The sequence below is a fragment of the Fictibacillus marinisediminis genome, assembly GCF_023149135.1.
GTDB classification, from domain to species: domain Bacteria; phylum Bacillota; class Bacilli; order Bacillales; family Fictibacillaceae; genus Fictibacillus_C; species Fictibacillus_C marinisediminis.
Map to the genome: position 1 here is coordinate 3151453 of NZ_JAIWJX010000002.1, position 13843 is coordinate 3165295.

Consider the following 13843-nt stretch of genomic DNA (forward strand, 5'->3'; position numbering starts at 1 on the left):
GATGGTTACTTGCGAGTTGACAGGAAATACTTGCGAAACCGGGCCATTTACTTGCGGTTCGACAAAGATTACTTGCGAAAAACAGCCCGTTACTTGCCGTTCGACAAGCTTTACTTGCCAAACACATCATTTTCATAAAAAAGAGAAGCCAAAGCGTGCTGCCTTGGCTTCTTTTTCCTCTTCTTACTCCACATTCTCACTATACTTATGTTTTTCGAGTTCAGACCTGATGTCTTCCGGAATCACTTCCGATTTACCCTTTTTAACATCATGATTTACGTAGACGGCCGTCCCTTTTGCACAAAGCCTGTTGTCCTGGCGAATTTCTTCATACAGCTCGAGGCTTGTATTACCGATCCGTTTTACCCACGTAAACACTTCGGCATCTTTTCCGAAAAAGATCTGGTCCACATAATCAACATTCATGTTCAGTATGATCATTTTCCAGTTTTCGAAGGAACTATCCGGTGTGAACAGTTTAAACAGTTTGTTCCTGCCCGCCTCAAACCAGATGGGTATTGTCGTATTGTTGATATGCCCAACCCCGTCTGTTTCTGAGACGCGCGGTTCGATGTTCGTTTTAAACATATTTTCCTGCCCTTTCGATTGGTTGGTAGATGGAATAGCAGGTGCTCCTGAAGTATCCGTAAAAATAATCCAAAGTTACCTTCCTCCGCACTTACGAGAATCGTGCGTATCTTTTTCAATCTTTTCTACTTCGCTCTATACTTCTTTAATCCTTTTAAAATAAATAAAAACGAAGCAGCCAAAAGCGGCTGCTTCATTTTTTATATCCTTTATACTTGTCGTGCCCAATGGCGATGCTGCGCCACAGCCTGGATAAAGGACTCGCTGTTCCTGCTTTCCAGGATTTCCACTCCAGCGGCACTGGAGTCAACACCCGCTGCTGCCAGCAGTTCCGTTCCCTCTCCGGCTGTACCAATCGCTTTGAAATGTGCAAATGCCTCATTCACAAATGTCGTTGCTTCTTTTACTGCTTTTAAGCTGTTCACACTGTCTTTCCCGCCGGCCACATAAACGGCGTCATAGAGTACCGAATCGCTCGTAAGCAAAGTTTGATCGACTTCAAGCTCCTGTCCGCCGCTGCTCGAGATTGGATTAAGTGTTTCACTGACAATTTCAGATGTGATTCCAGCCTTCTTCAACGCATCCTTGAGTCCGCTGACTTCTTCAAAGTTAAACCCGTCTTCTGCCAGAATGGCGACTTTTCTTGTTGCCGGAGCTTTGATGGTGTTTTCTTGGCTTAATGCGGGTGATGACGCCGTTTCTTGAGAAGGTTGAGCACTGGTCGGGACTTTTACACCCACTCCTGCTGCAATCTGTTCAGCAAGGTCGGCATCAACATGGCTGAACAGATTTACAACCTGCTGCTGAACACTTTTGCTTTTCACCTTTCCGACTTCAAAACGGAATGCTTTAATAATGTGCTGCTTCTCGACTTCTGACATGCTGTTCCAGAAGAGCTTCGCCTGGCTGAAATGGTCCTTGAAGCTGTCGCTGCGCTGCTGAACCTTCCGCCCTTCCACTTTCTCCTGATAATGAGCATAGCCGCCCTCTTCCTCTGTGGCTGGCGCTGGATCGTTAGTTTCCAAAGAGTTTTTATGATAAGCAACAGGCCCTTGATTAATTGTCATGCGATGCATACCGTCTCGCTGGTTATTATGGAACGGGCACACCGGCCGGTTAATCGGCAGCTCATGGAAATTTGGACCGCCAAGACGAGAAAGCTGCGTATCTGTATAGGAGAATAAGCGCCCTTGAAGGAGCGGATCATTCGAAAAGTCAATGCCGGGTACGACATGTCCAGGGTGGAAAGCTACCTGTTCTGTTTCAGAGAAGTAATTATCAGGATTGCGATTAAGTGTCATCTTCCCGATAATTTTCACAGGGACAAGCTCTTCTGGCCAGACTTTAGTGGGATCCAGCACATCAAAATTAAATTTAAACTCATCTTCCTCCTCGATCATTTGAACACCAAGCTCCCATTCCGGGTAGTCTCCTTTTTCAATGGCTTCATAAAGATCTTGGCGGTGGAAGTCAGGATTTTTACCGGCAAGACGCTGTGCCTCGTCCCAAACGAGGGAATGCACACCGAGCTTCGGCTTCCAGTGGAACTTAACGAAGCGAGCCTGTCCCTGTTCGTTCACAAAGCGGAACGTGTGCACACCAAAACCTTCCATCATACGGTAGCTGCGGGGAATGGCACGGTCGGACATCGCCCACATTACCGTATGAGCTGATTCCGTATTGTTGGCAACAAAATCCCAGAACGTATCATGAGCAGTGGATGCCTGAGGGATCTCATTATGCTGCTCCGGTTTAAATGCATGAACAAGATCCGGAAATTTAATCGCATCCTGAATAAAAAAGACAGGGATATTGTTTCCTACGAGGTCATAGTTCCCTTCTTCCGTATAAAACTTGGTGGCAAATCCCCGCACATCACGTACAGTATCCCCGGAACCGCGTGATCCGGCAACTGTGGAGAAACGGACAAATACCGGTGTTTTCACAGATGGATCCTGAAGAAATCCAGCCTTCGTAAACTCTTTCATGGATTCATAGACTTCAAATTCACCGTGCGCCGCATACCCTCTTGCATGCACAATCCGCTCAGGGATTCTTTCATGGTCAAAGTGAGTCATCTTTTCACGGAAATGAAAATCTTCCATTAATGTCGGTCCCCGCACTCCAGCCTTTAGTGAGTGTTCATCCTCAGAAATGCGAAGCCCCTGATTGGTGGTCAGCTTCTTTCCTTTATTGTTCACTCTGAATGCTTGAAGCTGCTTGTCCTTCTTATTTTCCCCGCTGCTGTTTTTCGGATCATTCGTACTCAAAGTTTAATTCCTCCTTGTAGGGCCGTATTCAGACTATAAATTATGTATATCCATTAGAACGTTTCCCTTTCTTTCCAAAATTAAACTAGTTAAATAGATTGCGGGTGGAATTTAATAAAACAAAAAAATCAGCCGTACAAGGGCTGACTATAGTATTTATCTATTCATTTGATTTTTTTTCACGATGGATTTCACCGCTCCTTCAATTTCCTCATACCCCGTGCAGCGGCATATGTTGGAATTCAGCCACTCAGCGATTGTATCGTCTTTGGCATCTGGAACTTTTTCCAGCATCGCATGGCAGTTCATAATAAATCCCGGAGTGCAGTATCCGCATTGAAAAGCAAAATGCTCAATAAAGGCCTGCTGGATGGGTGTTCCTTTTAAGCCTTCGATCGTTGTAATCCTCTTGCTCAGACTTTCCACTGCGAGCATCAGGCAGGATTTCATCGCGAGCCCATCGACGTTTACCGTGCAGGCGCCACAGTCTCCGTTCAGACATCCTGGCTTTGCCCCCGTTAGTCCCATCTTCTCTCTTAACACAAACAGCAAAGTGTCCGTTGGCTTGATGACTACCGCTCTTGCTTCATCATTGACATGTAAGACTGCTGACAGACTTCGTGCTGCAGTCATCGGTTATCCCCCTCGAGCTCTTCTAAGATGTCAAAGAGCGTATTTTTCAGCACAAAGAGCCGATATTGCGATGAGCCCTCTACATCATCCAGAACCGGTTTGGGCAGGTGCTTGAGAGATGCAAGAATCCGATCCTGTAAAGAAGCACCGTTGGCATTAAGCGCTTTTTCCATCTCTCGTGATCGGAATGGGAAAGGACAGACTCCGCTGAAAGCAACTCTGATTCCCTCTTCCGCTTTGATCGCAGCAATCGTTACCAGTGGGTATCCGGTGTCCCACTGCTGACGCTTTTTCACACAAAGATATGGAAGTTCTAAATAATGTTTATCGGTCTGAAGCTGTAAGAGAAACTCTCCTCTATTCAGACGTAGCGTCTTGTTAAAAACATTCATCAAAGCCTCTGTCCTGATGCCATCCATGCCGGCAGCCACAATTTTACTGTCCGTTAATAGATACGGAAGTACTGCTTCACGGTAAAAGATCTGTCCGCAGATGTTTCCCCCGACCGTAATTTTATTTCTCGCCGTGTGGTCAGCAACACCGCTTGCCGCTTTGCTGAGAAGCGGAAATCCATTATGCTCCTCTATGGCAGTCAGGCTGAGCGCGGCACCAGTGACAAAAGAATCGCCATGATTTTCCATTACATTGCATTCCGGAATTCCTTTGATGTCAATGACCGCGTTCGTATACACAAGATTCAATCGTCCGAGCGTGATGATTTCCGTTCCGCCTGAGTAATAGAGCGGATATTTCCTTTCCTGGTCCAAAGTGCGAAAGAGCTGCACCGCTTCCTCGATACTTGTCGGATGATAATAATCAAATTCAAAGGAAAGCATGGCTGGACCCTTCCTTTTCCTTGGTTCTCCAGATCAGCTCAGGGATAAGCGGAAGTTCGTTTAACTTTACACCGGCAGCGATGGAAAGAGCATTTCCAAGAGCTGCAGGCATTCCCAGGATTCCGTGTTCACCTGCTCCTCTTGCACCATACGCGGCATCGATCTGGGGAGTTACGACAAAATCAACAACGTATTCAGGATGTTCACCATAACGGAGCGGCCGGTACGTTCGGAGCTGGGAATTCAGCACTCTCCCAAGCTCATCGAATCTAAAGGTTTCACGGCCGCCAAATGCGAGCCCCATGCTCATCGCTCCCATCACCTGGCCCCTTGCTGCCTGCTCGTTCAAAACCGTTCCGATGTCAACAACGGAAACCGCCCGTACGATCCGGTACGTCAATTGCCGTTTATCAAACTCAACCTCAACGGCCTGAGCTCCTACAGACCATTCCGGCCCCGGCTTGCCTGCACCTGTTTCTTTATTCATATAAGTAAGGTGCCGCAGATTGTAATGTCCCCTTCCGATAATCTGGCCGCCGATCGCATTGCCATTCGAGAACGTGTACCCGTAGGCAATATCCTTCACATCGATTCCGATGCTTGGATCGTCCCGTAAAAACACCTTTCCAAACGCTACCATCAGATCTGATGCTTTAGCTCGCAATACACAGGATGCGATGTTTTTCAGCTGGCGAATCACATCGTCTGCCGCTTCAAGGACCGCTCTTCCTGCCAAGAAAGTTCCCCGGCTTGCAACGGTTTTCCAGTGTTCGGGAGTACTTTGAGTATTCACCTTCATCTGAACATGGATCTGGCTGATTTCCATCTGCAGCCGCTCTGCCAGAATTTGTGCAAGCACCGTTTTTGTCCCTGTGCCGATCTCAATGACGCCTGAGATTAAATTGATGCTGCCGTCAGGATTGAAGGTTAAAATGACCCCTGAACCGGCATCCGATTCGATCGTGGAAGTCTTCCAGATGCAGCTCACGCCTTTTACAAGTACTTTGTTGTTCCCTATTTCTTTGGCCGCTCCTTCATCCCAATGGATGATTTCTTTCAAACGGCGGATGCAAGCTGGGAGATTCCCTACATTGCTCTTGTTCAGCGGCACTTGTGTCGGTGTTGTATCACCAGGTTTGATCGCATTTTTGTAACGCAGCAAAAGTCGGTCCATCCCGAGTTTTTCAGCTAAAGAATCCATTGTCCGCTCGACGGCAAACAAAAGCTCGGAATGGCTGAATCCCCTGAAGGGCGCCGCATATGGGTGGTTCGTATACATGCAGAGCGAATCACACCAGACGTTATCAATATCATAAGGACCAGTGCAATCTGCTGCAGCCGCCTTGCTGAGATCCGCAGCTTTATCCGAATAGGCTCCCCCATCAAACAAAAACTGGAGCTCGGCAGCTTTAATCTTTCCTTCCTTTGTACTCCCCAATTTTACCGTGGCATCCAGTCCGATGTGCACCGGTGAAGTCAGTAGGTCCTCCTCACGGCTATTAAGCAGTTTAACCTTTCTTCCTCCCACCGCTCTAGATGCTAAATAGGCGAGCAGTTCAAGCTGGATGGACGCCTTTCCGCCATATCCTCCACCGACCAGAGGTGTTTCCACGATCACTTTTCCAATGTCCACATCAAAGTATTCATGAATCAGCCTTTTGATCATAAAAGGAGCCTGGGAAGAAGAAGTAATAATCACATCCCCGTTTGGACTAATCTCACACGTTGAACATCTCGTTTCCATTGCGGCATGATCGGAAGGCGAAAATGAAAAGTGCTCTTCCACTGTTACTTCACTTTCTTTCCAACCTTTCTCCATATTTCCTTTCCTGATTTTTGTCTGGTTAGCGATGTTGGTGCCAGGCACCGGGTATACCCGCTCTTCTTTTTTATAGCGGCCCAGATGCTCGTGTACGAGAGGGGCATCCTTTTTTAAAGCTTCTGTTGGATTATGGACAACGGGCAACGGTTCATATTCTATTTCAATCAGATCAGCTGCCTTTTTAGCCTGATGGGGTGTATCAGCTACAACAAGAGCAACAGCCTCACCATGATACCTTACTCTTTCAGTCGCCAATGGCGGACGGTCACGGATTTCTTCGCCCGTGAAAGGGAAATGGTCTCCGGCAAGGATGGCACGGACACCGGAAGCTTGTAACGCCTTTTCTTTTTTAATGCTCTTTATACGGGCATGTGCATAAGGGCTGACAAGGAGTTTGACATGAAGGGTATCAGGGGATGAGTCATCAGCTGTGTATTTTGCTGTGCCCGATACTTTATCCCAGGCTTCTTTTCGGATTACACTTTTTCCAATGTACTCCACTTCCATCCTCCCCTTTTCATTAGCTTTTTGATCTCAATGTAATCTTCTTCTGTATCAACATCTGCAAAAAGAGAAGGGTTATTATAGTGAATGATTTTACCGTTTAAATACTTTTTATTTCTATATATATGACGTGCACCATGATCTCCTGTTATTCTTTTCACCTGTGCTGCCAGGTGTTTTGAAAAAATCACCGGTGGCCTCAAGCAATTCTTATGGCACGCAGCCACAAACGCTATAGGAGACTCTTTTTTAAAGCAAAGGATCAGTTCATTAATCATTTCTTTTGTAATCAAAGGCTGGTCAGCAAGAAGCACGATTATTCCGTTCGGTAAAAGCTCTTCTGCTTTTTTCACCCCTGCAACAAGAGAAGCAGACTGTCCCTGCACTGAATTTTTGCAGGTCACCTGACTCCATTTTTGGCGATAAGGACTTTTAAAGAATGAAGAGTCCATCCAATCGAGGCGATCATTCTCTCTCGTCACCACAATGATATGGTCGATCAACGATTGAAGAGCCGCCCGAAATGCCCAGTTTCCAAGACATTTCTGACCTAATCGAAGCCACAACTTTTGGAAACCCATCCTCTGGCTGCTGCCGGCCGCAAGAAAAATAGCCACAATCTTTCCCTCTCTCATAAAAAGCTTCCCGCCGGACGTTTTTTTTCCAGCCGATAAACTGCTATCATCTCTGCGAGAATACTGACCGCAATTTCATGGGGACCTGATGAACCGATCGAAAGTCCAATGGGTGAAGAGATGAATGCTGGTATTTCCTCCGTTTCCAAAAGCTTCTCTGTCCGGTTTCGTGGCCCAAGCACGCCAACATAGCGAAGTTTTTGTTTGAGAAGCTGAGACAGAAATTGTTTGTCTTGTTGAAAGTTATGGGACATGATTACTGCAAAATCTTGAGAGTCAAAAGCAAGCTTATCAAAAAGGTCTGGCGGATAACCAACGATTAAGTGATCCGCAAAGGGAAATTCAGCGCGGTTGCAAAATGCTGGACGCCAGTCACAAATGGTTACCAACCACCCAGTCTCGGTTGCCAATTTAGCCACCGATTTCGCATCTTCACCTGCTCCGAATATGACTAGCCTTGGCATGGGTTCAAACAAATAAAAAAAGGTCATCTCCACGTCATTCGTTGAAATAAGGCCATTTTTGAAAATGGTTTTCTTATCCGATTTTTGAAAGTGATTTTTAATGTTTAGCCGAGTTTCATCAATAAACAACTCCTTACGATGCAGAACTGGCCTCCCTTTTTCCAAGGACCGTTTTACATCAAGAAGATGGTGACGAAGCTGTTCATCTACCCTCTCTACCAAAACATGGAGCACCCCGCTGCAGCCGGTTCCCGTTCCCCACAAAAGGTCTTCATCGCTTCTTTGGTTATAGACGGCATATTGAGGCTGGCCATCCAACAGGACCTGGCGGCTGCGTTCCTCCAGATCGCTCTCTACACATCCTGCACTGATCATACCTGTTTTACCATCTTGATGAAAAAGCAGCATCGCGCCTTCCTTTAAGTAAGAGGAACCTTCCACATGAAGGAGTGTCGCGATCACACACTCATCCTTCAATTTTTTCAGCCTGTCAGCAATCTCGTAAAAATACATCTCCTCGTTCACCCCCTGTTTGGCAACCTGCAAAAGCACCTTCTTAGTGAACGGAAATGACCTCATCAGCATGATTATATTCGTGAAGAGCACGACCTTAGAATAGGGGATTTTCATTCTAATAAACTTCTATTGACACCTAAGTACCATGTGTTTACAATGAGAATCGAATCATTGAGATATAAAAAAATGAAGGCCATAAAATGTATAGATAAATAGACTCCAAAAGGAAGAAGCTGACGGTTGTGCCGACATCATGTGATCACGATCACCGGCAAAACTAGCAACATGCTATGTTGTTTTCGAGACCTTTACCGAAGGGCATCGGTAAAGGTTTTTCACTTGATATTGTTACTGGAGGTACATTACGTGTTAAAAAAATGCATGAGCTTATTTAAGCTCGGACAGGCTACGATCGATCTTAAACTCGATTCCTATGAATTAAAGCCTGGAGAAAATGTTAACGGCTTTTTCCTTCTTAAAGGAAGATGGATGAAACAAATCATCAAACGGCTCGAATGTGATCTGATTGTTCAGAACCAAGAGGATAAAACAGAGCGGATGATTGAGTCTGTCACTACCATCTATATGTCTAAAGAGCTTACTCCTGATGGAAGCATTGAAATCCCGATGTCCTATCAATTGCCCGATGATCTTATTTCTTCCTCTCCTACTGTTACGTACCGTCTCCAAACGCGGCTCATCTGCGATAAATCCCGCTGTGTAGATCATGATGAGATTACAATCTGTGGATAAACAATAAAAATCCAGCCGTATTCATTCGGCTGGATTTATTTTGTGGTTATTTTCAGATGATGTTTCGTAATGATTCTCATTCCGCATTTGCATCGCATGCTGTGTTTCAAGAATTTAATTTCACTCTGGCACTTGGGGCATTCGATATGTTCGGCAACAGCCATGTTCACGAGCCTCACTTTTTCTTTTTATTTATTTCTGCACTCTTTGCATAAACCGTAGAATTCCAATGTGTGATGATGAACGTCATAATCTGTTAATCGGGAAGCTGCATACTCCACTTCAATCAGCCTTGGATAGTTAAAATCAACGATCTTTTGGCAAGACTCACAGATGACATGGTAATGTTTTGCGTCAACAACTTCATACTTGCTGCTCCCATTTCCAAATGATAACTCTTGAATGATCCCCAAGTTAACAAATGATTTCAGGTTATTATAAACCGTAGCCAGTGTAATGAACGGCGGAAGCTGCCGATGAATCTCCTCTGCCGTCAAATGCCCCCCGGATGAAATGATGGCTTGTAAAATCAAGACTCTTTGAGGGGTAATTCGCAAGCCGTTTTCTTTTAACTTTAATTTGGTCACTTGCTCCGCATCCACGGTCAACATCCTCTTTTCATTCGTTTAGAAACAAGTACCCGCTGTTTGTGCGGGTACTTGTTAATTGAGAATTCATTATACTAATTGAGAAAAAAGTCGAATCATAGCGCTTCTTGCGGAACCGGTAAACCAAGTCCGTCTGCAATCCTTTTTCCATAATCAGGATCTGCTTTATAAAAATGCTGGATCTGGCGAAGTTTAATTTCTTCTTTCTCTACAGGCTTCATAGCTTCCACAATAGTATTTACAAGCCTTATGCGTTCTTCATTACTCAACAGACGGTACAGATCTCCAGCTTGTGTATAATGGTCGTTGTGATCGTATGCCACACTTTCTGCCACTCCGTAAACCGGATAAGCAGCCTGTTTATTTTCAGGTGATTCCTTCGGGCCTCCAAAGCTGTTCGGCTCATAATACACAGAACTTCCTCCGTTGCTGTCAAAACGCATCTGCCCGTCACGCTGATAATTCTTCACTTCGTTTTTGGGACGGTTGATCGGCAATGCCTGATGGTTTGCTCCTACACGGTAACGGTGGGCATCTGAGTAAGCGAACAAGCGGCCCTGAAGCATCTTGTCAGGAGAAACATCAATTCCGGGTACTAGTGTCCCTGGTGAGAAGGTTGCTTGCTCCACTTCTGCAAAATAGTTTTCCGGATTTTTATCCAGCACCATTCTGCCCACTTCAATCAACGGATAATCCTTTTGGGACCACACTTTAGTAACGTCAAACGGATCAAAGCGATACGTATTGGCATCTTCCATCGGCATGATCTGAACATACAGTTTCCATGCTGGAAAATCTCCTTTTTCAATCGCATTAAACAAATCTTCTGTATGGTAATCAGGGTTATCACCTGCAATTTTTGCAGCAACATCCGGAGCAAGATTCGCTACACCCTGCTCTGTTTTAAAGTGATATTTAATCCAGACACCGTCACCATCAGCGTTAACCCATTTAAACGTATGGCTGCCGAATCCATGCATGTGGCGGAAAGTTGCCGGGATGCCGCGGTCGGACATCAGAATTGAAACCTGATGCAGTGATTCAGGGGAAAGTGACCAGAAATCCCAAACTGCGGTCGGGTTTTTCAGATGTGTTTTCGGATCTCTTTTTTGTGTATGGATGAAGTCAGGAAACTTAATCGCATCTCTGATGAAAAAGACAGGTGTATTGTTTCCGACAAGATCATAGTTCCCTTCTTCAGTATAGAATTTAACGGCAAAGCCGCGTGGATCACGTACCGTATCTGCAGATCCATTTTCACCGGCAACGGTAGAAAAACGGACGAAAAGAGGAGTGCGTTTTCCAACTTCAGATAAGAAATCAGCTTTTGTATACTTTGAAATGTCTTTCGTTACCTCGAAATAACCGTGAGCTCCAGCACCTTTTGCATGAACCACACGCTCAGGCACACGTTCTCTGTTAAAATGCGCCAGCTTCTCCAAAAGATGAACATCTTGGATCAATGTCGGTCCGCGAGAACCTGCTGTGATGGAATTTTGATTGTCTCCAACTGGCGCTCCCCAGCTTGTCGTCAAATGATTCTTATTCGTCAATTTTATCACCCCATAAGTTATTTAGAATTATTATAAATACAATGATAACACCTATCAGTATAAAATCAATACTTTTTTATAATTATTATTAATAAATAACAGGAATTATGTAGATTCTGTTAGAAACGAAAATCTTTAATGTTTCTCTTCTTTCGCTCATACATTAATTACAGCATACGATTTCAGCGGATGGGGGTTTGTTTTATGAGTAAAAAAGTAAACTTCGACTGGGCGTCCATACAAGAAAAAGTAGATGGTGTTCTTGGAAATGATTTTTGGCAGGACTTAAATCGTGTTGTTCCGAAACGGACGGCTTGTACCGATTTTTATGAAAACGAAACGGAAGGATACCTTGTCGTTGAACTGCCGGGTCTGCGGTCACAAGAAGACCTGAACATTGTACTTGAAGCCAATCAGCTTGTATTGGAAGGAAACATACCGTATACGTATCCGATTGAAAAAGAAGCACTGAAGATGAATGAAAGATTGTCCGGACCTTTCAAAAAAGTCATTCATATTCCCTTTCAATATTCACCTGACGAAGTGAAAGCCGAATACAGACATGGTCTGCTCGAAATCAGACTTGTAAAAATGAAAAAAACGAAACCCATTACGATTTCGTTTACGGAAGAAAATCAGAAGGATCCGTCGTAATATGAATCTCCCGGAATCATCACTCTAGAAAAGCTGATTCCTATTCTATTATTTTTTGCATTTGTAAAAAAAGATATTTACGAACACTTGTTCCTGTGTTATTCTAAAAAAGAAGGCGCGGATGGTAGCCGCACCTCCCCCGAATAACTCTCTTTGGCCAGCTTGCTAACCTTGCTGGCCGCTTTTTTTTGCTTAATTATTCAAAATTTCAAACATATAAACATTCCATTTCCAAACCCGCACTCTTCCCTTTTTCTATCATAGAAATAATTATCAGAGTTTGTGGAGGTAAATGTGTGCCCATTGATCTATACATCCAGGGAATAAAAAGAGGAGTAATTTTACGAACAAATCTCCCGCACTATTTGCAATTTTTCAAGCAGTTGGGCTGTACTATAACTTGGAATCAAAAACAACAAAGACTTGATATTACTCGTCCTTCTATCGTTTCACCGATAAGGATTCAAACACTTTTTCAAAATAATGAAACACCAAGCAGTTTTCATCAAAAAGCAATGCAGCTTTTTAAGGAACAATTAATCTCCTATGGAGTATCTTGTCCTATAGAAGGAATCCAAAAGGATTCAGAAGTTCTCATCCTAAACATCTCCTTTCAAGAAAGCAATAAGTTCAATCGTACAAATCTTACACTTTACAATTATGGACAAACCGGCCATCTGTCTAAAAAATGGGCGAGCTCCTTATGCTTACCAACCTTCCAAGTTAAAGCAAAAAAGCGATGGAGTCTCTTATCCTATCCCATATTGGAAATCCATTGTATCTTTCCAGAGAACTACGATCCTGACTGCCTCAAGAGGCAAATTGGTATACTCGCTCTTACCCTGGCCGTCATTCACCTTGATTTTTATAACTCAAATTAATAATAAAAATCCCTCTCTATTTAAAAGAGAGGGATTTGCTGATTTATCTATCTTTTGAAAACTTCTGATACAATTTCATAGGAACGCAATCTTTCCTGATGATCAAAGATCTGAGCGTTGACAATCATTTCATCCGCTTGTGTTTCATCAAGGAAAGCCTGAAGTTTTGTTTTAACTGTTTCCGGTGTGCCGATGATGGTTGTTCGAAGTGACTGTTCAACGGAAGCTCTTTCATAATTGGACCAGATTCCTTCCATCGTTTCTACAGGTGGCTTGAGCTTGGATGGAATGCCTCTGACAAGATTCAGGAACTGCTGCTGCATGGAAGTTGCCAAATAGGCAGCTTTTTCTGCTGTATCCGCAGCAATCACGTTAACTCCCACCATAGCATACGGCTTGTCCAATACCTCTGATGGTTTAAAGTTTCTGCGGTACACATCAAGAGCAGGCAATGTGTTGTCAGGAGAGAAGTGGCTTGCGAAAGAGAACGGCAGGCCGAGCTCTGCTGCAAGCCGTGCACTGAATCCGCTTGAACCGAGCAGCCAAATCGGAATATCAAGTCCTTCACCCGGAATGGCTCTTACAGGATTGCCTGATCCGTCTGGTTTTAAATACGCACGGAGTTCGTCCACCTGTTCCGGGAAATCTTCCCCATTGCTCATATTTTCCCTCCTAAGAGCTTTAGCTGTCACTTGGTCGGTTCCTGGAGCTCTTCCTAAACCAAGATCTATTCTGCCCGGGAACAACGATTCAAGAGTTCCGAACTGCTCAGCGATGACCAAAGGAGCATGGTTAGGCAGCATAATCCCTCCGGACCCTACACGGATTTTCTCCGTTCCTCTTGCTACATGGCCAATAACAACGGCGGTTGCAGAGCTGGCAATGCCAGGCATACTATGGTGTTCAGCCAGCCAGAAGCGGTTATAATCCCACTTTTCGGCGTGCTGTGCTAAATCAAGGGTGTTTTGAAGCGATTCTGTAGCGTTTCCTCCTATTACGATCGGAGATAGATCCAATACAGAAAACGGGATATCTTGGAGCTGCTTTTTAGCAGATGATTGATTTTGCTGGGACATTGTAATTGTCCTCCTTTCTAACGTCTTGCTATAAAAAATGATTTTAGAAA

General features: G+C 44.4%; 13 protein-coding genes. 3 read left to right on the forward strand and 10 right to left on the reverse strand.

All coding sequences use genetic code 11. The features are described from left to right. Positions 1 to 183: 183 nt before the first annotated feature. The 7 genes from LCY76_RS16765 to LCY76_RS16795 all read right to left on the reverse strand — a co-directional run bounded on the left by LCY76_RS16765 (position 184) and on the right by LCY76_RS16795 (position 8382). On the reverse strand, positions 184 to 588 hold the full coding sequence (locus LCY76_RS16765) for an acyl-CoA thioesterase (RefSeq protein WP_248253568.1): 405 nt from the start codon (positions 586 to 588) through the stop codon (positions 184 to 186). 209 nt (positions 589 to 797) lie between these two features. After that, entirely contained in the window at positions 798 to 2858 is a 2061-nt protein-coding gene (locus LCY76_RS16770; RefSeq protein ID WP_248253569.1) for a catalase, read from the reverse strand. 156 nt (positions 2859 to 3014) lie between these two features. Then, a complete protein-coding gene (locus tag LCY76_RS16775) occupies positions 3015 to 3491 on the reverse strand; it encodes a (2Fe-2S)-binding protein (RefSeq protein ID WP_248253570.1) in 477 nt (158 codons plus the stop codon). After that, positions 3488 to 4327 carry an FAD binding domain-containing protein gene (locus tag LCY76_RS16780; RefSeq protein ID WP_248253571.1) on the reverse strand — a complete coding sequence of 280 codons (840 nt, stop codon included), beginning with the start codon at positions 4325 to 4327 and terminating at the stop codon, positions 3488 to 3490. The genes LCY76_RS16775 and LCY76_RS16780 overlap by 4 nt, the downstream gene beginning before the upstream one ends. Further along, complete coding sequence (locus LCY76_RS16785; protein ID WP_248253572.1) at positions 4314 to 6650, reverse strand: xanthine dehydrogenase family protein molybdopterin-binding subunit; 2337 nt, start codon at positions 6648 to 6650, stop codon at positions 4314 to 4316. Before LCY76_RS16785 ends, LCY76_RS16780 begins: the two co-directional genes overlap by 14 nt. Beyond that, positions 6626 to 7288 (reverse strand): nucleotidyltransferase family protein, encoded by a 663-nt coding sequence (locus LCY76_RS16790; protein ID WP_248253573.1) that lies wholly within the window; start codon positions 7286 to 7288, stop codon positions 6626 to 6628. The genes LCY76_RS16785 and LCY76_RS16790 overlap by 25 nt, the downstream gene beginning before the upstream one ends. Continuing rightward, on the reverse strand, positions 7285 to 8382 hold the full coding sequence (locus tag LCY76_RS16795; protein WP_248253574.1) for an XdhC family protein: 1098 nt from the start codon (positions 8380 to 8382) through the stop codon (positions 7285 to 7287). Before LCY76_RS16795 ends, LCY76_RS16790 begins: the two co-directional genes overlap by 4 nt. A 252-nt stretch (positions 8383 to 8634) precedes the next feature. Between LCY76_RS16795 and LCY76_RS16800 the strand changes: the two genes are divergently transcribed. After that, on the forward strand, positions 8635 to 9021 hold the full coding sequence (locus LCY76_RS16800) for a sporulation protein (RefSeq protein WP_248253575.1): 387 nt from the start codon (positions 8635 to 8637) through the stop codon (positions 9019 to 9021). 188 nt (positions 9022 to 9209) lie between these two features. Here LCY76_RS16800 and LCY76_RS16805 read toward each other — a convergent pair whose 3' ends face one another. After that, on the reverse strand, positions 9210 to 9632 hold the full coding sequence (locus LCY76_RS16805) for a Fur family transcriptional regulator (RefSeq protein WP_248253576.1): 423 nt from the start codon (positions 9630 to 9632) through the stop codon (positions 9210 to 9212). A gap of 92 nt (positions 9633 to 9724) precedes the next feature. Next, on the reverse strand, positions 9725 to 11182 hold the full coding sequence (gene katA / locus LCY76_RS16810) for a catalase (RefSeq protein ID WP_248253577.1): 1458 nt from the start codon (positions 11180 to 11182) through the stop codon (positions 9725 to 9727). Between the two features lie 204 nt (positions 11183 to 11386). Here katA and LCY76_RS16815 point away from each other — a divergent pair, with 204 nt between their 5' ends. Beyond that, complete coding sequence (locus LCY76_RS16815; protein ID WP_053357402.1) at positions 11387 to 11836, forward strand: Hsp20/alpha crystallin family protein; 450 nt, start codon at positions 11387 to 11389, stop codon at positions 11834 to 11836. 188 nt (positions 11837 to 12024) lie between these two features. Next, positions 12025 to 12717, forward strand: coding sequence for a hypothetical protein (locus tag LCY76_RS16820; RefSeq protein ID WP_248253578.1), 693 nt, complete (start codon positions 12025 to 12027; stop codon positions 12715 to 12717). Positions 12718 to 12764: 47 nt separating this feature from the next. On the opposite strand, the gene LCY76_RS16825 is transcribed toward LCY76_RS16820, so the two are convergent. Continuing rightward, positions 12765 to 13793 (reverse strand): LLM class flavin-dependent oxidoreductase, encoded by a 1029-nt coding sequence (locus LCY76_RS16825; protein WP_248253579.1) that lies wholly within the window; start codon positions 13791 to 13793, stop codon positions 12765 to 12767. Positions 13794 to 13843 lie beyond the last annotated feature (50 nt).